Source organism: Streptomyces sp. AN091965 (genome assembly GCF_022698285.1).
GTDB lineage: Bacteria > Actinomycetota > Actinomycetes > Streptomycetales > Streptomycetaceae > Streptomyces.
The window spans coordinates 3,792,047-3,813,933 of record NZ_JALDMY010000001.1; the positions used below are offsets into that span (position 1 = coordinate 3,792,047).

The 21,887-nt window shown below is 73.5% G+C and carries 17 protein-coding genes; 11 read left to right on the forward strand and 6 right to left on the reverse strand.

Features of this window, described 5'->3' with window-relative positions; all coding sequences use genetic code 11:
* Window positions 1-6: 6 nt before the first annotated feature.
* The 10 genes from MQV74_RS15810 (at window position 7) to MQV74_RS41525 (ending at window position 14,983) form a co-directional block, all read left to right on the forward strand.
* Window positions 7-918 carry a carbohydrate ABC transporter permease gene (locus MQV74_RS15810; RefSeq protein WP_242718184.1) on the forward strand — a complete coding sequence of 304 codons (912 nt, stop codon included), beginning with the start codon at window positions 7-9 and terminating at the stop codon, window positions 916-918.
* Window positions 919-925: 7 nt separating this feature from the next.
* Window positions 926-2,191 (forward strand): 6-phospho-beta-glucosidase, encoded by a 1,266-nt coding sequence (locus MQV74_RS15815; RefSeq protein WP_242718186.1) that lies wholly within the window; start codon window positions 926-928, stop codon window positions 2,189-2,191.
* Entirely contained in the window at window positions 2,182-3,159 is a 978-nt protein-coding gene (locus tag MQV74_RS15820) for an N-acetylglucosamine kinase (RefSeq protein WP_242718187.1), read from the forward strand. Before MQV74_RS15815 ends, MQV74_RS15820 begins: the two co-directional genes overlap by 10 nt.
* 328 nt (window positions 3,160-3,487) lie before the next feature.
* Complete coding sequence (locus tag MQV74_RS15825) at window positions 3,488-4,951, forward strand: hypothetical protein (protein ID WP_242718189.1); 1,464 nt, start codon at window positions 3,488-3,490, stop codon at window positions 4,949-4,951.
* 40 nt (window positions 4,952-4,991) lie between these two features.
* The gene (locus MQV74_RS15830; protein ID WP_242718191.1) at window positions 4,992-6,023 is read left to right on the forward strand and encodes a glutamate ABC transporter substrate-binding protein; all 1,032 of its coding nucleotides are present in this window, start codon (window positions 4,992-4,994) and stop codon (window positions 6,021-6,023) included.
* Window positions 6,024-6,130: 107 nt separating this feature from the next.
* A complete protein-coding gene (locus MQV74_RS15835) occupies window positions 6,131-7,450 on the forward strand; it encodes a hypothetical protein (protein ID WP_242718193.1) in 1,320 nt (439 codons plus the stop codon).
* Window positions 7,447-10,035 carry a serine/threonine-protein kinase gene (locus MQV74_RS15840; RefSeq protein WP_242718195.1) on the forward strand — a complete coding sequence of 863 codons (2,589 nt, stop codon included), beginning with the start codon at window positions 7,447-7,449 and terminating at the stop codon, window positions 10,033-10,035. Before MQV74_RS15835 ends, MQV74_RS15840 begins: the two co-directional genes overlap by 4 nt.
* An 11-nt stretch (window positions 10,036-10,046) precedes the next feature.
* A complete protein-coding gene (locus MQV74_RS15845) occupies window positions 10,047-11,387 on the forward strand; it encodes a PP2C family protein-serine/threonine phosphatase (protein WP_374120624.1) in 1,341 nt (446 codons plus the stop codon).
* A 140-nt stretch (window positions 11,388-11,527) separates the two neighbouring features.
* On the forward strand, window positions 11,528-12,871 hold the full coding sequence (locus MQV74_RS15850) for a vWA domain-containing protein (RefSeq protein WP_242718199.1): 1,344 nt from the start codon (window positions 11,528-11,530) through the stop codon (window positions 12,869-12,871).
* Window positions 12,872-13,012: 141 nt separating this feature from the next.
* A complete protein-coding gene (locus MQV74_RS41525) occupies window positions 13,013-14,983 on the forward strand; it encodes an FHA domain-containing protein (protein WP_242718201.1) in 1,971 nt (656 codons plus the stop codon).
* Window positions 14,984-15,025: 42 nt separating this feature from the next.
* Here the strand turns inward: MQV74_RS41525 and MQV74_RS15860 are convergent, their stop codons facing one another.
* The gene (locus tag MQV74_RS15860; RefSeq protein WP_242718203.1) at window positions 15,026-16,015 is read right to left on the reverse strand and encodes a methyltransferase domain-containing protein; all 990 of its coding nucleotides are present in this window, start codon (window positions 16,013-16,015) and stop codon (window positions 15,026-15,028) included.
* An 85-nt stretch (window positions 16,016-16,100) separates the two neighbouring features.
* On the opposite strand from MQV74_RS15860, the gene MQV74_RS15865 reads away from it, so the two are divergent.
* Window positions 16,101-16,505, forward strand: a complete 405-nt coding sequence (locus MQV74_RS15865; protein WP_242718205.1) for a globin — start codon at window positions 16,101-16,103, stop codon at window positions 16,503-16,505.
* An 18-nt stretch (window positions 16,506-16,523) separates the two neighbouring features.
* Here MQV74_RS15865 and MQV74_RS15870 read toward each other — a convergent pair whose 3' ends face one another.
* The 5 genes from MQV74_RS15870 to MQV74_RS15890 all read right to left on the reverse strand — a co-directional run bounded on the left by MQV74_RS15870 (window position 16,524) and on the right by MQV74_RS15890 (window position 21,835).
* Window positions 16,524-17,210 carry a hypothetical protein gene (locus MQV74_RS15870; protein ID WP_242718207.1) on the reverse strand — a complete coding sequence of 229 codons (687 nt, stop codon included), beginning with the start codon at window positions 17,208-17,210 and terminating at the stop codon, window positions 16,524-16,526.
* Window positions 17,207-17,641, reverse strand: a complete 435-nt coding sequence (locus MQV74_RS15875; protein WP_242718209.1) for an acyl-CoA thioesterase — start codon at window positions 17,639-17,641, stop codon at window positions 17,207-17,209. The genes MQV74_RS15870 and MQV74_RS15875 overlap by 4 nt, the downstream gene beginning before the upstream one ends.
* Before the next feature lies 1 nt (window position 17,642).
* Window positions 17,643-19,307 carry an energy-dependent translational throttle protein EttA gene (ettA, locus tag MQV74_RS15880; protein ID WP_242718211.1) on the reverse strand — a complete coding sequence of 555 codons (1,665 nt, stop codon included), beginning with the start codon at window positions 19,305-19,307 and terminating at the stop codon, window positions 17,643-17,645.
* A 179-nt stretch (window positions 19,308-19,486) separates the two neighbouring features.
* Window positions 19,487-20,986 (reverse strand): Cys-Gln thioester bond-forming surface protein, encoded by a 1,500-nt coding sequence (locus MQV74_RS15885; RefSeq protein WP_242728730.1) that lies wholly within the window; start codon window positions 20,984-20,986, stop codon window positions 19,487-19,489.
* Window positions 20,987-21,310: 324 nt separating this feature from the next.
* Window positions 21,311-21,835, reverse strand: a complete 525-nt coding sequence (locus tag MQV74_RS15890) for a single-stranded DNA-binding protein (RefSeq protein ID WP_242718213.1) — start codon at window positions 21,833-21,835, stop codon at window positions 21,311-21,313.
* Between the last annotated feature and the right edge of the window lie 52 nt (window positions 21,836-21,887).

Below are 21,887 nucleotides of genomic sequence, written 5' to 3' on the forward strand. Positions count from 1 at the left end.
TCCCCCATGACTTCCACGACACTCAGCGCGCCCGCGTCCTCGAAGGCCGCCGCGCCCGCGGGGCGGCGCGACCCGGCGGCCGCCCGCGCCCGCCGCAAGCGGATCCTGCACTGGATCGCCGTGCACAGCGTGGCGATAGCCGTCGCGCTGCTCTTCCTCCTGCCGTTCGTCTTCGTCTTCCTGACGTCCGTGATGAGCGACTCCCAGGCGATGAGCGGCGACCTGTGGCCGTCCTCCTGGCACTGGGAGAACTACAAGACCGTCTTCGAGACCGACGGCTTCCTCACCTGGTGGCGCAACTCCCTGCTGTACGCGGGCCTCGGCACGCTCTTCACCGTGTGCTCGGCGATCCCCGTCGCGTACGCCCTCGCCAAGTTCCGCTTCCGCGGCCGCCGCACCGCGATGCTGCTCGTCATCTCCACGATGATGCTGCCGCCGCAGGTCATCGTGATCCCGATGTACCTGGTGTGGGCTCAGCAGTTCCACCTGTCCGGCACGCTGTGGCCGCTGATCATCCCGATGGCGTTCGGCGACGCGTACTCGATCTTCCTGCTCCGCCAGTTCCTCCTGACCATCCCCAAGGAGTACATCGAGTCGGCGCGCGTCGACGGCTGCGGCGAGTTCAGGACCCTCCTCACGATCATCGTGCCGATGGCCAAGCCGGGCATCGCGGCGATCGCGCTCTTCCAGTTCTTCTACTGCTGGAACGACTACTTCGGCCCGCAGATCTACGCGGCGCAGGACCCGGGCTCGTGGACGCTGAGCTACGGCCTGGAGTCCTTCAAGAGCGCCCACATGGTGAACTGGAACATGACCATGGCGGCGACGCTCCTGGTCATGGCTCCGGTCATCGTCATCTTCTTCTTCGCACAAAAGGCCTTCGTCGAAGGCGTCACCCTCACCGGAGTAAAGGGCTGATTCAGCAATGAAGCTCGCAGTGGTCGGCGGAGGCTCGACCTACACACCCGAACTCATCGACGGCTTCGCGCGGTTGAGGGACACCCTGCCGATCGAGGAGCTCGTCCTCGTCGACCCGGCGGCGGAGCGCCTCGAACTCGTCGGCGGCCTCGCCCGGCGCATCTTCGCCAAGCAGGGCCACCCCGGCCGGATCGTCACCACCTCCGACGTGGACGCGGGCGTCGCCGACGCCGACGCGGTCCTGCTCCAGCTGCGCGTCGGCGGCCAGGCCGCCCGCCAGCAGGACGAGACCTGGCCCCTGGAGTGCGGCTGCGTCGGCCAGGAGACGACCGGAGCGGGCGGCCTGGCCAAGGCACTGCGCACCGTCCCGGTGGTCCTGGACATCGCCGAGCGCGTGCGCCGCACCAACCCGAACGCCTGGATCATCGACTTCACCAACCCCGTCGGCATCGTCACCCGCGCGCTGCTCCAGGCCGGGCACAAGGCCGTCGGCCTGTGCAACGTGGCGATCGGCTTCCAGCGGAAGTTCGCCGCGCACCTGGGCGTGGACCCGGCGCGGGTGCACCTGGACCACGTGGGCCTGAACCATCTGACCTGGGAGCTCGGCGCCCGGCTCGGCGGCCCCGAGGGCGAGAACGTCCTGCCGGGCCTCCTCGCCGAGCACGGCGAGGCCATCGCGGCCGACCTGCGCATGCCGCAGACCCTGGTGGACCGCCTCGGCGTCGTCCCCTCCTACTACCTGCGCTACTACTACCAGCACGACGAGGTCGTGCGGGAGCTGGCCACCAAGCCCTCGCGGGCGGCCGAAGTCGCGGAGATGGAGCGGCAGTTGCTGGCGATGTACGGCGACCCGGCCCTGGACGAGAAGCCGGAGCTGCTCGCCAAGCGCGGCGGCGCCTTCTACTCGGAGGCGGCCGTGGACCTCGCGGCGTCCCTCCTCGGTGGCGGGGGCAGCCCGTACCAGGTGGTCAACACCTACAACAACGGCACGCTCCCCTTCCTCCCCGACGACGCGGTCATCGAGGTCCAGGCCTCCGTCGGCAAGGAGGGCGCCACGCCGCTGGCCGTCCCCTCGCTCGACCCGCTCTTCTCCGGCCTGGTCGCGAGCGTCACGGCGTACGAGGACCTGGCGCTGCACGCGGCCCTGCACGGCGGCCGCGACCGCGTCTTCAAGGCCCTGCTCGCCCACCCGCTGGTCGGCCAGTACGCGTACGCGGAGCAGCTCACCGACAAGCTCGTCGCGCACAACCGGGAGCACCTGGCGTGGGCCTGAGTTCCGTGCTCGCCATCGACGCGGGCAACAGCAAGACCGACGTCGCGGTGGTCGCGGCCGACGGCAGCGTCGCCGGCACCGCCCGCGGCGGCGGATTCCGGCCCCCGCAGGACGGCGTCGAGCCGGCCGTGGACGTCCTCGCGGACGCCGTGGGCCGGGCCCTCGGGGAGGCGGGCCTGACGTCCGTCGGGCATGTCTCGGCCTGCCTGGCCAACGCCGATCTGCCCGTCGAGGAAAGGGAGTTGGCCGACGCGCTGCGCCGCCGCGGCTGGGGCGGGACCGTCGACGTGCGCAACGACACCTTCGCGGTGCTGCGCGCGGGTCTCCTGGAGGACGCCGAGCCGCGCGGCGTCGCCGTGGTGTGCGGCGCGGGCGTCAACTGCGTGGGCATGCTGCCCGACGGGCGCACCGCCCGCTTCCCCGCCATCGGCAAGATCTCCGGCGACTGGGGCGGGGGCGGCGGGCTCGCCCAGGAGGCCCTGTGGCACGCCGCCCGCGCCGAGGACGGGCGCGGCGGGCCCACCGCGCTGATGCGGGACCTGCCCGCGCACTTCGGGCTCGACTCGATGTACGCGCTCATCGAGGCGCTGCACCTGGGCCACGTCGAGGCGGTGCGCCAGCACGAGCTGACGCCCGTGCTCTTCGCCACGGCCGCGGCGGGGGACGCGGTGGCGCGGGGGCTGGTGGAGCGGATGGCGGAGGAGATCGTCGCCATGGCCGCGGTGGCGCTGGGGCGCCTCGATCTGCTGGAGGAGGCGGCTCCGGTGCTCCTGGGCGGCAGCGTGCTGGCCGCGCGCCACCGCCTCCTGGACGACGGCGTCCGCTCCCGGCTCGCCGAGCGCGCGCCCAAGGCCGTGCCCCGCGTGGTCACCGAGCCCCCCGTCCTTGGCGCGGCCCTCCTCGCCCTGGACACCACGGCGGCCCCGCCCTCCGCGTACGCCCGCCTCCGCCAGCACTACGCCCTCTGACCCCGGCTCAGAGCACCGCGCCACCACGCTTGTCCTCCAAACGCCCGACGAGCCGGTCGGGTCCGCCACACGCCGTCGTTCTCCGCCCGCCCTCCTTGGAGGCGGGCGGAATGGGGGAAAACCCGCCGCGGTAGCGGTGGGGGAGGGAACCGGAGTGGGGTCGAGCGCGTGTTCCAAGGTGCGCGGCCCACCGCAATCCGCACAAGATCGAGGCAAGCCCCGTGCGGATCCCCGCCCCGACGGCGATACTTGCGGCCGAGCACCACTTCCCGCCGACGCCCAGGGACCAGGGCCCGGGGACCGGGAAGACACGGCGGTGCCACGCCCGATGACCAAGGGGGAGGTCGAGGCCCAGGTGACACACCCGCCAGCAGCACCCGAGGCACCGCCCGCGGCGCAGCCCGCCGCGCGGCCCGCCGCGCCGCCGGAGCCGCCACCCAAGGCCCCCGCGCGGGAGCCCGCCTGGGCGGAGGGCCTCAAGCGCCTGCGCAAGGCGGCCACCACGGAGCCGGGCAGGCTGCGCGTCATCGGCGCGGTCCTCGCCGCCCTGGTCCTGGCGTTCGGCGCGGTCACCACCTGGGAGACCACGTCGCGCGCGGACGCCGCGGACCGCGTGCTGCACCGCAGCCAGCCGCTGAGCGCGGACGCCGCCGCGATCTACCGCTCCCTCGCGGACGCCAACACGGCCGCGTCGACGGGCTTCCTGGGCGGCGGCCAGGAGCCCGCCGACATAAGGGAGCGCTACCAGCGGGACATCGAGCGGGCCAGCGAGAAGCTGGCCACGGCCGCGGCGAACGCGGGCACCGGAGGCAACGGCTCGTCGGCCGCGGCGATCAGCGCGCTCAACAAGCTGCTGCCCCGGTACACGTCCCTGATCGAGCGGGCCCGCGCCAACAACCGTCAGGGCCTGCCCCTCGGCGGCGCCTATCTGCGGTACGCCAACGACACCATGCAGACCCGCATGCTCCCCGCCGCGGAGAAGCTCTACAAGGCCGAGAACCAGCGCCTGGACGACGACTACGCCGACGCCGAGCCCTACCCGTGGGCCTCGTTGGCCCTCGGCGCCCTCGCCCTGGCCGCGCTCGTGTGGGCCCAGCGCCGCAACTACCGGCGCACGAACCGGGTGTTCAACGCGGGCCTCCTCGCCGCCAGCACGGCCGCCGCTGTCGTCCTGCTGTGGCTCGTCGTCGGCCACACCGTGGCCCGCTCCGGCCTCAGCACCTCGTACGACGACGGCGTACGGTCCCTGACCGTCCTCAACGACGCCCGGATCAGCTCCCTCAAGGCCCGGGGCAACGAGAACCTGACCCTGGTCAGCAGGGGCGCGGAGACGGTCACCACGGGCGGCGACGTGAAGGACAAGTTCGACACCGCCTACCAGCAGCAGATGCGCCGGCTCGCGGGCGAGTCCGGGCTGCTCTCGCAGGCGGCCCGGCTCGCCGACGACAGCGCGGGACGACGCCCGGTCGCGGCGGCCGCGGACAACGTGACCGAGTGGAAGGCCCGGCACAAGTCGGCCCGCGCCAGCGACGACGCGGGCTACTACGAGGCCGCCCTCGACAAGGTCATCGGCTCCGAGAGCGCCAAGGGCGAGTCGACGGGTGAGTCCTTCGACAACGTGGACGCCGCCCTCGACACGGCGCTCGCCCACGAGCAGAGCGAGTTCCAGCAGGCCGCGGAGGACGGAAAGGGCGCGATGACGGGCCTGCCCGTCGGCGCCGCCGTGCTCGCGGTCCTCGGCGCGGCGGGCGCGGTGCTCGGCATCGGCCGCAGGCTGTCGGAGTACCGGTGAGCGGGGCAGGGGTGACGGGGTGAAGGGAGGCACGCGGACGATGCGTACGCGACGTGACGGGACTCGGTGGCACGGCGGGGGCGTGGCGCGGCTGCGCGGCTGGGGAGGCGTGGCCACGATGGCGCTGGCCTGTCTCCTGGCGACCGCCCTCGTCCTGGTCCTGCCCCGGCTCAGCGACGGCGGCAGCGCCAACAGCGCGGCGCGGAAGGCCGGTTCGCGGGGCGCCGACCGGCTCACCCAGGCCGCGCCCGCGCGCGCCGACGAGCAGTGCAAGGAGCCGGAGCGCAGCCTGCGGCCCTCGCCCAAGGACGGCCCGGTGCTCGAAGCGATCAAGAAGCGCAAGGTCAGGAAGCTCGTCGTGGGCGTCGACCAGAACAGCTACCGCTGGGGCTACCGCGACCCGAACAAGGAGAAGGGCGAGCTGGAGGGGTTCGACATCGACCTCGCCCGGGAGATCGCCGAACGCCTGCTCGGCGACCGGAAGGCGGTGGTGTTCCGGGCGATCCCCACCAACCAGCGCATCCCCGCCCTCCAGAGCGGCCAGGTCGACATGGTGGTCCGCACCATGACCATCAACTGCGCGCGCATCGAGCAAGTCGACTTCTCGACGGCCTACTTCGAGACCGGCCAGCAGGTGCTCGCCCCCAGGAAGTCCACCATCACCGGATACAACGACACCCTCAAGGGCAAGCGCGTGTGCTCGGCGACGGGCTCCACGGCGGAGGCCGCCCTCAAGGAGAAGAGCTTCGGTGCCGACATCAAGACCACGGTGCCGAACCAACTCGACTGCCTGGTACGGCTCCAGCTGGGCCAGGTGGACGCGGTCCTCACCGACGGCGCGCTCGCCGCGGGCCAGGCCGCCCAGGACCCGACGGTCGCACTGAAGGGCAAGCCGTTCACCACCGAGTACTACGGCGTGGCGATGAAGAAGGGCGCCGACGATTTGGTCCGCCGGGTGAACGACGTCCTGGAGGACTACCGCAAGGACGGCTGGAAGAAGTCGTACGACGACTGGCTCGCCGACGACCTGGGCTCCTCGGCCCGCCCGCCGAAGCCGAAGTACAAGGACTGACCCGAAGTACCCCGAAGTACCCCGAAGTACGAGGACCGGCCCGACGAGACCCGGCGACTGATGTGACAGCACGCACGAGTTCGCACCACAGAGCGGAGAGGTGATCGATGAGCGTCGCGGGACCCCCCGGCCCCGTCATGGACCGGGACGAGGTGGACCGTGCCCTTGCCCGCCTCGACGCCGAGCACGAGGCGATCGAGACCTCGCTCCTCGCCCTCCAGGACCACGCCGGGCGCCGGCTGCTCGAAGGCGCCCGGCTCACCGGCACCACCCAGGAGCGGTGGCTCGGCGCCGAGCGCCAGATCACGCTCCTGTGGACGTACTTCGACGCGTACGCGGGCGCCCTGCGCACCGCCCGCGACGTGCGCGAGCGCAGGCGCTGGCCGAACCGCGACGACCTGACGGAGCTGACCCTGCTCCTGCGCGGCGACAGCGTCACGCTCGCGGGCGGGTCCGCGTCGGGCGCCGCCCCCTCGATCACCGGCCCCGCCAGGCTCACCGAGCGGTTCACCCTCGAAGAGCTGGTCGCACGGATGAACGACCTGTACGCGCACTCCCTGGACACGGTCGTCGCCGCCGACGCCGTCTGGTCGGCGCTGCCCGCCCGCATCGACCTGCTCGCCGCCGAGCTCCAGCGCACCCGGCAGCTCGCGCACTCCGTGGGCGTGCGCCCCGGCGAGCACCCCTCGGGCGACGACCTGGAGAGCATCACGCGGGAGCTGGCCCTGCTGCGCGAGCAGGTGGTGTCCGACCCGCTGGCCTTCTGGCAGCCCGCGCCGGGCAGTTCGGCCCCCGGGGGCGGCCGCCCGCACACCGACCGCTACGACACGGCGGCCCGCGCCCTGGAGGACGTGCGCCGCGAGATCGACGCCGTGCTCACCGTGCGCCAGGACGCCGAGGCCCGGCTCGGCAAGCTGCGCGACCTCCTGTCGCGCGCGGACCGCACCCTCGCCGAGGCCCGCTCCGCGCGCGGCGAGGTCCTCGCGAAGATCGCCGCGTCCGAGGTGCCCGCCGTCTCCGGACCGCCGACGGCCCTCCAGGAGCAGCTGGCCATGGCCGCCGACTACCGCCGCAACGCCCAGTGGCACCGGCTCTCGCCGCTCCTGGAGTCCCTGGAGCAGAAGGCCGAGGACGAACTCCTGCGCGCCCGCGAGTCGCTGACCGCCGTCACCGCGCCGCTCGCGGTCCGCGCGGAGCTGCGCGGCCGCCTCGACGCGTACAAGGCGAAGGTCGCCCGGCACGGCCTCGCCGAGGACCCGTTCCTCATCGAGCGGTACGACACCGCGCGCCGGATGCTCTGGAGCGCGCCCTGCGACCTGCGCGTCGCCGAGCAGGCGGTGCTGCGCTTCCAACAGGCCGCCGCCGAGGCCCTTGCACCGCGGGTCCCGCAACCGGGCGGGCCCGCCGACCGGAGGGGGGACGCATGAGCGAGCACACGGCCGGAGGGCCCGCGGGGCCGCGGCCCTGCCAGCGGCCCGGCTGCACCGGCGCGTACGAGGACGTGGGCGGCGGCGAGCTGTACTGCGACACCTGCGGGCTCGCCCCGGTCGTCTCGCCGCAGGGCATGGTGGGCTCGCCCGCGACCGGCATCACCGGCGGCGCCAAGGGCTCGGGCGCCTCGGGCCGGTCCGCCTCCTCCCGCTCCACGCGCGGCAGTTCGCGCTCCTCGCGCTCCCAGTCGTCGCGCCGCTCGGTCTCCGGCCGCCTCTCGCGCTCCCTGTCGGGCCGCACGTCGTCGCGGTCGGTCTCCGTGCGCAGCTCGGGCACGGCCAGCGGCTCCTCGGCGCGCGCCCGTCTCGGCATGGGCCTGGTCGCCGTGCCGGGGGTGCCGCGCCCCGACCCGCGCGGCGCGGTGCAGCGCGACCCCGAGGTGCCCGAGCGCAAGCGGTTCTGTTCGCGCTCCGACTGCGGCGCCCCGGTGGGCCGCGCGCGCGGCGACCGGCCGGGGCGCACGGAGGGCTTCTGCACCAAGTGCGGCCACCCGTACTCCTTCGTGCCCAAGCTGCACCCGGGCGACATCGTGCACGGCCAGTACGAGGTCGTGGGCTGCCTCGCGCACGGCGGCCTCGGCTGGGTGTACCTGGCGGTGGACCGCGCGGTGTCCGACCGCTGGGTGGTCCTCAAGGGCCTGCTCGACACGGGCGACCAGGACGCCATGGCCGCCGCGATCGCCGAGCGCCGCTTCCTCGCCGAGATCGAGCACGCCAACATCGTGCGGATCTACAACTTCGTCGAGCACCTGGACCAGCGCACGGGCTCCATGGACGGCTACATCGTCATGGAGTACGTGGGCGGCAAGTCCCTCAAGGAGATCGCCAACGGCCGCCGCACCCAGGGCGGCAAGCGGGATCCGCTCCCGGTCGAGCAGGCCTGCGCGTACGGCATCGAGGCCCTGGAGGCCCTCGGTCATCTGCACAGCCGCAACCTGCTGTACTGCGACTTCAAGGTCGACAACGCCATCCAGACCGAGGACCAGCTCAAGCTGATCGACATGGGCGCGGTCCGCCGCATGGACGACGCCGAGTCCGCGATCTACGGCACGGTGGGCTACCAGGCGCCGGAGGTCGCCGAGGTCGGCCCCTCCGTGGCGTCCGACCTGTACACGGTGGCGCGCACCCTCGCGGTCCTCACCTTCGACTTCCAGGGCTACACCAGCGTCTTCGTGGACCTGCTGCCCGACCCGGACCACATCGAGGTCTTCCGCCGGTACGAGTCCTTCTACCGGCTGCTCGTCCGGGCCACCGACCCCGACCCGGCCCGCCGCTTCGCCTCGGCCCAGGAGATGGCCGAACAGCTGACGGGCGTCCTCCGCGAGGTGGTGGCCCTCCAGAGCGGCCGCCCGCGCCCCGCCCTGTCCACCTTGTTCGGCCCGGAACTGAAGGTCACGGACACGGAACTGTTCGGCGACGTGGAGGGCGACGTCTCGCTCCTCGGCTCCCGCACCCCGGCCGCCGCCCCTGCGGTGCCCCGCGCCCGTGCGGCCGTGGCCCCCGCCGGGGAGAACGGCACTCCGGCAGGAGCCCCCGTCCCCGTAAAGCCCCTGGACACCCCCGCCGCGGCCCTCGCCCTGCCCGTTCCCAGAGTCGACCCCGCCGACCCGAACGCCGGCTTCCTCGCGGGCCTGGTCGACTCCGCGGGCGGCGGCGAACTCCTGGCCGCCCTCCAGGCGGCCCCCGCCCGCTCCGCCGAACTCCGCCTGCGCGAGCTCCGCGTCCGCCTCACCCTGGGCGAACACACCCTGGCCGGGAACGCCCTGGAGGCCCTGGAGAAGGACTACCCGGACGACTGGCGGGTCGTCTGGTACCGGGGCGTCGCCGCCCTCGCCACCGGCGACCACGAGAACGCGGCGCTGTCCTTCGACGCCATCTACGACGCGTTCCCCGGCGAGCCCGCACCCAAGCTGGCCCTCGGCCTGTGCGCCGAGGTCCTCGGCCAGCTGGACAACGCCGCCGAGTACTACCGCCTCGTGTGGACCACCGACCCGAGCTACGTCAGCGCCGCCTTCGGCCTGGCCCGCGTCCAGCTGGCCACCGGCGACCGCGCGGGCGCCGTACGGACCCTGGAGTCGGTGCCGGAGTCGTCGATCCACTACACGGCGGCCCGGGTCGCGGCGGTGCGGGCGCGGCTGCGGCGGCGTATGACGTTCGACACGGCCCAGGGGCCGGGAGCGGGCTTCCTGGACGACCTGACGGCCGCAGCCGGGCAGGTGGAGGCCCTCGCGGGCTTCGGGCTCGACGCGGTGCGCAGGGAGCACCTGTCGACCGAGGTGCTCGGCACCGCGCTCGACTGGGTACTCTCCGGTAGGCACTCTGGTCACGCCTCCGCTCCGTCGACGGCCTCCGGCGACCGGCACGCGCGGACCGTACTGCTCGGCAGCGATCTGGACGAGCGCGGCCTCCGGTTCGGTCTGGAGCGCGCGTACCGGACGCTCGCCCGGCTCGCCCAGGGTGGCGAGGAAAGGATCGAACTGGTGGAGCGGGCAAACCGTTTCCGCCCCAGGACGTGGGTGTGAGGATGTCGGAAATGCACCAACCGGCGGCCCTGTCGACGTGTCCCAGCTGCGAGTGGCCCCTGGATACGGGCGACTTGTACTGCGGCGCGTGCGGCTACAACCTCTCGGCGGCCCCGGTGTCACCGGACGACCGCCCCACGCTGGTGATCAACGGCTTGCCCCGCACCGCCCCCGAGCCCCCGGCGGCGCCCCCCGCGGCTCCCCCGGACGGGCCCGACGCGTGGCCCGACGTCCCCGACGCCGCGCGCGGCTCCCTGGGCGACATCGCCGCGAACGAGACCCAGGACGCCGACGACGTCCGCGTACGGGAGAGCGCCGACGCGCGCGACGGACACGCGGGCCGGGACGAGACGGCCGAGCCCGACGACTATCCGCTGCCCGCCCCCGACCCGCGCGCCGGTGCCCCGGCGGCCCCCGCGGCCGGGCCCGCAGCGGAGACCAAGGTCTGTGTCGCCTGCCGCGCGGGCAGCGTCGCGCCGGACGGCTACTGCGAGAACTGCGGGCACGCCCAGCCGCGCGAGCGCGACCACATGGAGCGGGAGCTCGACGCGGTCGCCGCCGTCAGCGACCGCGGCCTGCGCCACCACCGCAACGAGGACGCCTTCGCGATCTCCACGGCCGCCCTGCCCGACGGCTCCCCCGCCGTCGTCGCGATCGTCTGCGACGGCGTCTCCTCGGCGACCCGCCCCGACGAGGCCTCCGCGGCCGCGGCCCGCGCCGCCGACGCGTCCCTGCGGGCGGCCCTGCCGCACGGCACCCATCCGCAGCAGGCCATGCACGACGCGATCGTCGCCGCCGCCGACGCCGTCAACGCCCTCGCGGACGAGCCCGCCGCGGCCCGCGAGCACCACCCGCACCAGAACGCGCCCGCCTGCACCCTCGTCGGCGCCGTCGTCACCGGCGGCCTGCTCGTCGTCGGCTGGGTCGGCGACAGCCGCGTCTACTGGGTCCCCGTCGACCGCACGGGCCCCGCCGTCCGCCTCACCGAGGACGACTCCTGGGCCGCGCAGATGGTCGCCGCGGGCCTGATGAACGAGGCCGAGGCGTACGCCGACGAGCGCGCCCACGCCATCACGGGCTGGCTCGGCGCCGACGCGTACGAACTGGAGCCGCACACCGCTTCCTTCAAACCGGACCGTGCGGGTGTAGTGGTGGTGTGCACCGACGGCCTGTGGAACTACGCGGAGGCGGCCGAGGAGATGGCCGCGGCCGTGCCCGCGGACGCCGCCGAACGGCCGCTGCACAGCGCCCAGGTGCTCGTCGGCCACGCCCTCGACGGCGGCGGCCACGACAACGTAACAGTGGCGGTCCTGCCGTTCCCGGCCGCGTCGCGAGGGGCAGGATCGGCCTAGCGGTCCGGGCGCGACGCCGTCGCCCGCGCCGGGACCTTCGTACGGTACGGGCCCCGAAGGGCTGCCGTGCACCCGTACTTCATGCGCGCGCCCACACCGTGGGACCGCCGTGGGAACCGTCTCAGGGGGGAACAGCAACCATGGCCAACTTCTTCAAGTCGAGCGTCCCGCAGTTCACCGTCGACGTCTATCAGAACGAGTACCTCCCGGAGGGCGGCCGCGAGGTCAACGCGATCGCCACGGTGACCTCCACCGGCGGCGGCACCATCGGCTCCGCCGTCAGCGCGCCCCATCTGTACGCGGCGGGCCAGGGACCGGACGCCGCCGTCGCCATCATGGTCGACTGCTCGGGCTCCATGGACTACCCGCCGACGAAGATGCGCGGCGCCCGCGACGCCACGGCCGCCGCCGTGGACGCCCTGCGCGACGGGGTGCACTTCGCCGTCATCGGCGGCACCCACGTCGCCAAGGAGGTCTACCCCGGCGGCGGCCGCCTCGCCGTCGCGGGCCCGCAGACCCGCGCCCAGGCCAAGGAGGCCCTGCGCAAGCTCAGCGCGGGCGGCGGCACCGCCATCGGCACCTGGCTGCGCCTGGCCGACCGGCTGCTCGCCTCCGCCGAGGTGTCGATACGGCACGGCATCCTGCTCACCGACGGGCGCAACGAACACGAGTCGCCGGACGCCCTGCGCGCCTCCCTCGACGCCTGCGCGGGCCGCTTCACCTGCGACGCCCGTGGCGTCGGCACCGACTGGGAGGTGAAAGAGGTCACAGGCATCGCCTCCGCGCTGCTCGGCACCGCCGACATCGTCGCCGACCCCGCGGGCCTCGCCGACGACTTCACGCGCATGATGGAGACGGCCATGGGCAAGGAGGTCGCCGACGTCAGCCTGCGGCTGTGGACCCCGATGGGCGTCGAGATCGTCTTCGTCAAGCAAGTGGCGCCCACCGTCGAGGAGTTGACCGACCGGCGCACCGAGGCCGGGCCGCGCGCGGGCGACTACCCGACCGGCTCCTGGGGCGACGAGTCCCGCGACTACCACGTCTGCGTCCGCGTCCCGGGCGCCGAGCTCGGCCAGGAGATGCTCGCCGCCCGCGTCTCCCTGGTGGTGCCGCAGCCCGACGGCACCGTACAGACGCTGTCCCAGGGCCTGGTGCGGGCGGTGTGGACCGACGATCTGGCGGCGTCCACCTCCATCAATCCGCAGGTCGCGCACTACACCGGCCAGGCCGAGCTGGCCCAGGTGATCCAGCAGGGCCTGGACGCCCGCAAGCTGGGCGACCTCGACGGCGCAACGGCCAAGCTGGGCCGGGCCGTTCAGCTCGCGAGCGCCTCCGGCAACGAGGACACCGCGAAGCTGCTTTCGAAGGTGGTGGACGTCGTGGACGCCACGACAGGTACTGTTCGATTGAAGGCGCGCGTCGCCGAGGCCGACGAGATGACGCTCGAGACGCGCTCGACGAAGACCGTGCGCGTGAAGAAGTAGCACGAGCGAGCCAACGTGTCCCTCGTCATACGACGGCACGGAGCGTCGTGATACGACGGCGCAGTACAGCTACGTCTGCCCGTACCGGACAAGCACCGCACACGGCCCTCGGGCCGGAGAAGGAGAGGGGGAAGCGCCGACATGCCGACCTGCCCGAACGGACACCAGTCGGGTTCCGACGACTGGTGCGAGGTCTGCGGTCACCGCATGGCCGGTGCCGTACCACCGCCGCCTTCCCCGCCGCCCCCGGCCGCCGGGTACGGCTACCCGCCGCCGGGCCCCGGCGGGCCCGGACCCGGGCACCCCGGGCCGCCGCCCGCACCCGGCGGCCGCCCGCACCTGTCCGCGGTGCCGGGCCGCGAGCCCGAGCTGTGCCCCCAGTGCCGCACCCCCCGCGAGGCGAACGCGCCGTTCTGCGAGGAGTGCCGCTGGAACTTCCTGACGAACACGGCGACGTCGTACACACCCGCCGCGCCGAACCCTCCGCTGCCCACGTCCCCGGGCATGCCCGGGCCCGGCGGTCCGTCGCGGCCCGGCTTCGACGGGTCCGCGGGGCCCGGCGGCCCCGGTGGGCCTGGCCGTCCTGGCGGTCCTGGCGGTCCTGGTCCGTTCGGTGGCCCTGACGGCCCCGGTGGTCCCGGACGTACGCCGGGTGGTCCCGGTCCGTTCGGTGGGCCCGGGGGCCCCGGTCCGGCCGGGGGTCCCGGTGGGCCCGGCGGCGGTCCCGGGGGACCTGGTGCGCCTGGAGGCCGTGGGCCGTTCGGCGGCCCTGACGGTCCCGGTGGGCCCGGCGGACCGGGTCCCGGTGGGCCCGGCGGACCGGGTCCGGGTGGGCCGGGTGGCCCTGGCGGTCCCGGTGCGTTCGGCGGTCCGGAGGGCCCCGGTAGGCCGGGGGGTCCCGGTGGACCCGGCGGCCCTGGTGGCCCCGGTCCCGCGGGCGGCCCTGGTCCGTTCGGTGGCCCCGGGGGTCCCGGTGGGCCCGGCGGCCCCGGCGCGTCCGGTGGCGCCCGTCCCTTCGGCGAGGGCCCCGGTGGACCCGGCGCGCCCCGCCCCTTCGGCGAGGGCCCTGGCGGGCCTGGTGGCGCTCCCGGCGGACCCGGTGGGCCCCGCCCGTTCGGCGGCCCGGAAGGCCCTGGCGGTCCCGGTGGGCCCGGCGGACCGCGGCCCTTCGGCGGCCCCGGCGCGCCCGAAGGCCCCGGCGGGCCGGGCAACGGTCCTTCCGGTCCCGGCGGTCCTGGTGGGCCTGGTGGGCCTGGTGGGCCTGGTGGGCCTGGTGGGGCCCGCCCGTTCGGCGGCCCGGAAGGCCCCGGTGGGCCCGGTGGCCCGAACCCCGGTTCCCAGTTCCCCCCGTCCGCGGGCTCCGGCTCCGGTCACGACCCCTTCGACTACCAGGGCTCCCGCCCCTCGCAGGTGAACCGCCCCGCCGAGCCGATCCCGCCCTTCGGCGGCGGCCCCGGCGGCCCCGGCGGCGGCCCCTCCACGACACCGCCCGGCGGACCGGGAGGCGGTGCGCCGCAGGGGTTCCAGCAGGGTCCCCCCGCGCCGCCCGCGTTCCCGCGCGAGGCCGGAGCCCCGCAGGGGCCCCCGTCGCCGGGGCCCGGCCCGTCGGGCCCGCTGGCCGGTGGCGAGGACGACTGGGTCATCTCGCCGCCCTCGGCCGAGGCGCCCGCGCAGGGCTTCCCGCCCCAGGGGCAGCCGCAGGGCCCGGGGACCTGGACCGCGACCATCGGGCCCGACCGCGAGTACTTCATGGCGATGATGCAGCGCAGCGGCCCCGAGGCCGCGGGCCTGAACCTGCCCGCGTACTCGCCCGAGCAGCACCGCCCGCTGGTCGGCAACCAGGTCACGATCGGCCGCCGCCGGCACTCCACCGGCGACACCCCCGACATCGACCTGTCGGTGCCGCCGGAGGACCCGGGCGTATCGCACCAGCACGCGATCCTGGTCCAGCAGCCCGACGGCGGCTGGGCGGTCGTCGACCAGAACTCGACCAACGGCACCACGGTCAACGGCGGCGAGGAGCCCATCCAGCCGTTCGTCCCCGTCCCGCTCCAGGACGGCGACAAGGTGCACGTGGGCGCCTGGACGACGATCACCGTCCGCCGCGACTGACCCCCACGCACAGCGCGACTCCGAAGGGCCGTACGCCCGCCGTCACAGCGGCCAGGCGTACGGCCCTTCGGGGTCGTCCAGCCACGCCCACGCGTACTCCCCGCTGACCGTCACCCCGAACCGCTCCCGCACCGGGCGCCCCTCCCGCTGCCACAGCGCGAGCGCCTCGTACGGATCCAGGGTCCCGGCCGTCAGCTCCAGGAGGAAGCGGAACAGCTCGCTCTGCAGTGCCCGGCGCGGCAGCCCCCCGAGGTGCGGCTCCCCCGCCACCCGCCCGCTGCCGCCGCGCAGCGGCACGAAGTACGCGGGGGTGTGCAGGAACCGCCCCTCCGCGTGCGTGGCGTCCCGCACCCGCAGCGCGATGATCCCCGTCGCCAGGGGCGCGAGCACGAGCGCCCCGGGGCGGCACTGCGCCAGCCACGGCCTCGGCACCGAGTTCAGCGTGCAGGTCGCGACGATCCGGTCGTACGGCGCCCGGCGCGCGCACCCCGCGGCCCCGTCCCCGGTGACCACGGCGGGCCGGTACCCGGCCACGGCGAGGTGCCGCCGCGCGGACTCGGTGATCTCCGGGTCCAGGTCGACGGTCGTGACGCGGCCGTCCCCGAGCCGGTGGGCGAGCAGCGCCGCGTTGTAACCGGTGCCCGCGCCGATCTCCAGGACGTCGTACGGCCCGCCGTCCCCGACCTGGAGCTCCACCAGCATCTTGGCCATGAGCGAGGGCTGGCTGCTGGAGGAGAGCAGCTCCCCGTCCCTGACCCGGGTGGCGAGCGGCGCGTCCGCGTACGCCCCGCGCAGCCACCTGGCCCGCCGCACCGGGTCGGGATCCTCGCCCCACAGCCGCTCGTAGCCCCCGGTCTGGCTCACGTAGTAGTAGGGCACGAACACGTGCCGCGGCACCGCCTCGAACGCCTCCCGCCAGCCGGGATCGCCGTCAAAGGCACCGCCCGCCTCGATGTCCCGCACCAGAGCGGCCCGCGCCTCGGCGGCGACGACGGGGTCGGGTTCGTCCCTGAGCGGAGCTTGCGCACCCATACCCCCACTGTGCTGCTCCCAGGCGTCCGATGCGAGCGGTCCTAAGCCTTCCGTCCTCGGCCACGGCGTCTGAGACCATGGAGAGGTGAATGAGATCCCGCGCGGCACGCTTCAGGAGCAGACCTTCTACGAACAGGTCGGCGGCGAGGAGACCTTCAGGCGCCTGGTGCGCCGGTTCTACGAGGGCGTCGCCGAGGACCCGCTCCTGCGGCCCATGTACCCGGAGGAGGACCTGGGCCCGGCCGAGGAGCGCCTCGTGCTGTTCCTGATGCAGTACTGGGGCGGCCCCCGCACCTACAGCGACAACCGCGGCCACCCGCGGCTGCGCATGCGCCACGCCCCCTTCACGGTCGACCGCGCGGCCCACGACGCCTGGCTCCGGCACATGCGCGCGGCGGTCGACTCCCTGGACCTCGCCGATGAGCACGAGCACACGCTGTGGAACTACCTGACCTACGCGGCCGCCTCCATGGTGAACACCCCGGGCTGAGCGGGCCCGCCACGCGCCTCAGGCGGGCGTGACGGACAGCGCTCCGACGCCCGCCCGCCGCAGCGCGACGGACCCGTAGGGCGTGCGGAGCCGCAGCCAGACCCCGGCCGCCAGCAGGTCGAGGGAATCCCCCCGCAGGAACCCGAGCGACTGCGCCGCGTGCGCGGCCCGCACGGGCAGCCCCGTGCCCGGCACGACGCGGGACCATATCTCCCGCCCCACCCGGTCCAGCTCCGCCCGGACCCTCCGCTCCGGCGCCAACTCCTCGACCCGGGCCCGGAATTCGGTGACGGCACCGCGCACCAGCGCCCGCACCTCGGGCGCGGCCGGAAGGCCGGGGACGTGCTCCCAGCCGCCCCGCGGCGGCAGCACACCGGCCCACGGCGGTCCGGTCACGGCGGCGGGCACGGCGGCCGTACCCGCCGTCCCCGCCGATTCCGCCGACTCCCCCACGGACTCCAGGAACTCGCCCGCGGACACCGTCACGTCGAGCGAGGTGTCGAGCCCGTCCTCGTACGGCTTGGCGAGCCGCGCCGTCCGGATCGCGAGGACCTCGAACGACGGCGGCCGCCCGAACACGGCGAGCGTCTCCCCCGCCGCCTGCAGCCGCACCGCGGCCGCCTTGTCGTAGTGGAGCAGGCGGGCCAGGAAGGCGGCCAGGTCCGCCGCCTCCCCCGGGTCCACGAAGTGCAGCCGCGCGGTCATGCGACCAGCGCCTCCGCACCGCCCGCGCTGTCGTCCTGGTACTCCTCCAGGACCGCGCGCTCCTCGGCGGTGATCCGCCGGGGGCGCTGCGCCCGCAGGTCGAACGGCACGACGACCGTCGTCGCCCGCACGTACACCTGCTCCGGGTCCTTGATCTCGTACGAGACCGTCAGGGACGCGGCGCCTATCTTCGTCACCCACGACTCGATGGTGACCGGCTCGTGCCGGTGCACCAGCGGCCGCAGATAGTCGATCTCGTGCCGTGCCACCACGGACCCGCCGGAGAACGACGGGCCGTCCTCCGACGAGAGCCGGAACATGAAGTCGATGCGCGCCTCTTCCAAGTACCGCAGGAAGACCGCGTTGTTGACGTGCCCGAAGGCGTCCATGTCCGACCACCGCAGCGGGCAGCTGTACAGATGACGGGCCATGTCAGCCCCGGGTGAGCTTCTTGTACGTGGCGCGGTGCGGACGGGCCGCGTCCGGGCCGAGGCGCTCGATCTTGTTCTTCTCGTACGACTCGAAGTTGCCCTCGAACCAGAACCACTTGGACTCGCCCTCGTACGCCAGGATGTGCGTGGCGACGCGGTCCAGGAACCAGCGGTCGTGGGAGACGACCACGGCGCAGCCCGGGAACTCCAGGAGCGCGTTCTCCAGGGACGACAGGGTCTCGACGTCCAGGTCGTTGGTCGGCTCGTCGAGGAGCAGCAGGTTGCCGCCCTGCTTGAGGGTCAGCGCCAGGTTGAGGCGGTTGCGCTCACCACCGGAGAGCACGCCCGCGGGCTTCTGCTGGTCCGGGCCCTTGAAGCCGAACGCGGACACGTAGGCGCGCGAGGGCATCTCGACCTGGCCCACGTTGATGTAGTCCAGCTCGTCGGAGACGACGGCCCACAGCGTCTTCTTCGGGTCGATGTTCGCGCGGCCCTGGTCGACGTAGGAGATCTTGACGGTGTCGCCGACCTTGATGCTGCCGGCGTCCGGGGTCTCCAGGCCCTGGATCATCTTGAACAGCGTGGTCTTGCCCGCGCCGTTCGGACCGATGACGCCCACGATGCCGTTGCGCGGCAGCGTGAAGCTCAGGTCGTCGATGAGGACCTTGTCACCGAAGGCCTTGGAGAGGTTGTTGACCTCGACGACGATGTTGCCCAGGCGGGGGCCCGGCGGGATCTGGATCTCCTCGAAGTCCAGCTTCCGCATCTTGTCGGCCTCGGCGGCCATCTCCTCGTAGCGGGAGAGTCGCGCCTTGGACTTGGCCTGGCGCCCCTTGGCGTTGGAGCGGACCCACTCCAGCTCTTCCTTGAGGCGCTTGGCGCGCTTGGCGTCCTTCTGGCCCTCGACCTTGAGGCGGGTGGCCTTCTTGTCGAGGTACGTCGAGTAGTTGCCCTCGTAGGGGTGGGCGCGGCCGCGGTCGAGCTCCAGGATCCACTCGGCGACGTTGTCCAGGAAGTACCGGTCGTGGGTGACGGCGACGACGGTGCCCGGGTACTGCGCGAGGTGCTGCTCCAGCCACTGCACGGACTCGGCGTCCAGGTGGTTGGTGGGCTCGTCGAGGAGCAGCAGGTCGGGCGCCTCCAGGAGCAGCTTGCACAGCGCGACGCGGCGGCGCTCACCACCGGAGAGGTTGGTGACCGCCCAGTCGCCGGGCGGGCAGCCGAGGGCGTCCATGGCCTGCTCGAGCTGGGTGTCCAGGTCCCACGCGTTCGCGTGGTCGAGGTCCTCCTGGAGCTTGCCCATCTCCTCCATGAGCGCGTCCGAGTAGTCGGTCGCCATCAGCTCGGCGACCTCGTTGAACCGCTTGAGCTTGTCCATGACCTCGCGGGCCCCGTCCTGGACGTTCTCCAGGACGGTCTTGGACTCGTCCAGCGGCGGCTCCTGCAGGAGCATGCCGACGGTGAAGCCGGGCGACAGGAACGCGTCGCCGTTCGACGGCTGCTCCAGACCCGCCATGATCTTCAGCACCGTGGACTTACCGGCGCCGTTCGGACCCACGACACCGATCTTCGCGCCAGGCAGGAAGTTCAAGGTGACGTCGTCGAGGATCACCTTGTCGCCGTGCGCCTTGCGCGTCTTGCGCATGGTGTAGATGTACTCAGCCAAGAGAAACCGTCCGGCAATCAGTGTGTGGGCAGATACACCCCATCTTGCCGTACGGCTACCCCCCGGAGAAAACCGGATAGCCGTGCGGCCCGCCCGACCTGCAGGTACCGCCCGCAAGGAGTGCGGGTGGCGGGCCCGGGGCCGGTGGGGCACACCGTGACCGATTGGTCACGGCGTGCTCACTTCTCGGTCGTGGGGGCCTTGTCGGCCCCAGCCGGGTCGTTCTTCTTGCGGAGCAGGAACACCGCGCCGCCGCCGACCACGACCAGGGCGATCGCGAGCCCGGCTATCAGGGGCGTGGCGTTCGACCCGCCGGTCGCCGCGAGGTCGCCGCCGGACGTGCCGCCCGCCGACGCGGGGCTCGGCTGGGGCGCGGGCTGCGCCTTGCCGCCGACACCGACGACCGCACCGGCTTCGGTCCTGCAGTCGAGCACTCCGCTGAAGCGCTTCTCGAAGCCGCCGGGCCCGGTGATCGTGAAGTCGTAAGCCTGGTCCTCCTGGAGCGGGATCGTCACCGTGCGTGACGCACCGGCCTTGATGGTGTGCTTGGTGCCCATCAGGCTGAAGGTGAACGGCGCGTCCCCCTTGTTGCTCGCCGTGATGTCCACGCCGGACTCCGCGCAGTTCTTCTCCGCGGACAGCGCCGGTACCGGACCCTTGCGCGCCCAGTGCGCGGTCGCCGTCGCGGCCACCGTCGACTCGCTGGAGCCCGCGAGGATCTGCGTCTGGCTCCTGGTCTCGGAGGTGAAGGCCCGCCCGACCGGCACGGTCGTGGACGCCTGCACCTCCAGCGAGGCCATGCCGTCCGGCGTGCCCTTGGGGACGGCGAAGTACAGCTTGCCGCCGTCGGACACCGACTTCACCGGTTTGCCGTTCTTCCCGACGACCCGCACTCCGCTCGCCGGGTCGGCGGGGGGTATGACGGCCACGCTGTCCGCGCCCGTCCGCACGGTCACCGGGCCGAGCCGCTCCCCCGCGCGGCCGGACACGGCGGGCGGCTCCAGGGTCAGGGACGCCTTCGGCTCGGGGCTGGTGCGCGCGCTGCGCTCCAGATAGTCCGCGAGCTTCTCGGCCCGCGGGTCCACCGCCTCCACCTCGACCCCGGCGGTCCGGCCCGCCTTGTCCGACTTGCCCGTACGCTCCGCCCTCTTCGCCTTCTCCGTCTTCTTCTCCGTCTTCTGCGTCCTCTGGGCCTTCTCCGAGTAGCGCCAGATCGCCACCTGGGTGCCCGCCGCGGCCGTCTCCTCGGTGAGCGAGCCCGCGCCCGCCTTGCGGGCCAGCTCCGCCAGGTCGTTCACCTGGGGGTAGGAGTGCTGGAGGATCCAGCGGATCTTGCCCGCGTCGTGGTTGGCGTGCAGGGACGTGCCGCGCCAAGGGGTCTCCTTGTACTGCGCGTCCTTCTGCGTGGGGTTGTGGAGGTCGACGCAGTACGTCTGGAGGGTGCCGCCGTTGTCCACGGACATCTCGAAGAGTCCTGCGGGAATTCTCTGGCTCTCGCCGTCCTCGCGGATGACGGCCTGGCTGTAGGTCTTCAGGCCGTCCAGGGTGGCGGTGGCCCCGCCCCGGTACGGCGGGGCGTCCGTCGCCACGGCCGCCGCCGCGGTGGCTGTCGCGCCCGCCGAGACGAGCCCGGACGCGACCAGCGCGGCGGCGAGGCGCGCGGCGCCTCGACCCCGTATGGACAACGCAGCAAACACAGAATTCCCCTCCGGGCAGGACCGATTCACATGGGGGGACGGGTCCCGCCAGCAGACTCAGAGCGAGCAGAGTCACCTGCCGAGCGCTCCACTCGGGCACCAACTGACCCACGGAGCCACGCCCGGCATCCTAAAGACGCGACGCATCGCCGTTCCCAGTACGACCGTCCGACAACCGATCCGAATCGGAATCGTTATCGGCAACGCCCCCGTTGAGCTGGGCTTATCGACAAATCCATGGTTCCGTTCCCCTCATTTCACAGAGGGACGGCGGGCGTTGGGCGCGGGGTCGGGTCGTCCGGCGCCTCAGCCGACCGCGGCCGGTTCCGGGCGAGCCTCCGCCGTGGCTCCAGGCTCCGCTCGCACCGTGGCCGTGGCATCCGCCGCCGCGCCGCTCGCGCTCTCGGCGCCCGGGTCGACCCCTTCCACGGGTGACTCCCAGGCGGGCTCGCGCTCCATCGGCGCCTGGGTCTGCACCTTGCCGCGGCGGAACGCGGACGTCCCGCGTGCCAGGTCGTGGCCGATCGCGTGCGCGTCGATGTCCACCGACAGCCAGTGCTGGCCGCCGCGCTCCTCGTCCTTGATCTTCAACCTGCCCTGCACGATGACCTGTTCGCCGACCGACAGCGAGCTCTGCGCATTCAGGCCGAGGGCCCTTCGGGCCCAGACCGTGAAGAAGTTGGTGTGTCCGTCCGCCCACTCATTGCGCGCGCGGTCGAAGTGACGGGGTGTCACCGCGATCCGGAAGCGCGTCACCGGGCCGGACGGCAGCTCCCGGAACACCGGTGTCGTGGCCACCCGCCCCACCACCGTGATCATCGTGTCGTTCATCGCCGAACCCCTCCCTCACACACCGCGTGCGGGCCTCTCCCGCGTCGGCGGC

What these genes read in the sequence shown, in the direction of transcription:
- MQV74_RS15810 (WP_242718184.1), top strand. Translation starts at nt 7, where the DNA reads ATGACTTCCACGACACTCAGCGCGCCCGCGTCCTCGAAGGCCGCCGCG.
- MQV74_RS15815 (WP_242718186.1), top strand. Translation starts at nt 926, where the DNA reads ATGAAGCTCGCAGTGGTCGGCGGAGGCTCGACCTACACACCCGAACTC.
- MQV74_RS15825 (WP_242718189.1), top strand. Translation starts at nt 3,488, where the DNA reads ATGACCAAGGGGGAGGTCGAGGCCCAGGTGACACACCCGCCAGCAGCA.
- MQV74_RS15830 (WP_242718191.1), top strand. Translation starts at nt 4,992, where the DNA reads ATGCGTACGCGACGTGACGGGACTCGGTGGCACGGCGGGGGCGTGGCG.
- MQV74_RS15835 (WP_242718193.1), top strand. Translation starts at nt 6,131, where the DNA reads ATGAGCGTCGCGGGACCCCCCGGCCCCGTCATGGACCGGGACGAGGTG.
- MQV74_RS15840 (WP_242718195.1), top strand. Translation starts at nt 7,447, where the DNA reads ATGAGCGAGCACACGGCCGGAGGGCCCGCGGGGCCGCGGCCCTGCCAG.
- MQV74_RS15845 (WP_374120624.1), top strand. Translation starts at nt 10,047, where the DNA reads ATGCACCAACCGGCGGCCCTGTCGACGTGTCCCAGCTGCGAGTGGCCC.
- MQV74_RS15850 (WP_242718199.1), top strand. Translation starts at nt 11,528, where the DNA reads ATGGCCAACTTCTTCAAGTCGAGCGTCCCGCAGTTCACCGTCGACGTC.
- MQV74_RS41525 (WP_242718201.1), top strand. Translation starts at nt 13,013, where the DNA reads ATGCCGACCTGCCCGAACGGACACCAGTCGGGTTCCGACGACTGGTGC.
- MQV74_RS15860 (WP_242718203.1), bottom strand. Translation starts at nt 16,015, where the DNA reads ATGGGTGCGCAAGCTCCGCTCAGGGACGAACCCGACCCCGTCGTCGCC.
- MQV74_RS15870 (WP_242718207.1), bottom strand. Translation starts at nt 17,210, where the DNA reads ATGACCGCGCGGCTGCACTTCGTGGACCCGGGGGAGGCGGCGGACCTG.
- MQV74_RS15875 (WP_242718209.1), bottom strand. Translation starts at nt 17,641, where the DNA reads ATGGCCCGTCATCTGTACAGCTGCCCGCTGCGGTGGTCGGACATGGAC.
- MQV74_RS15890 (WP_242718213.1), bottom strand. Translation starts at nt 21,835, where the DNA reads ATGAACGACACGATGATCACGGTGGTGGGGCGGGTGGCCACGACACCG.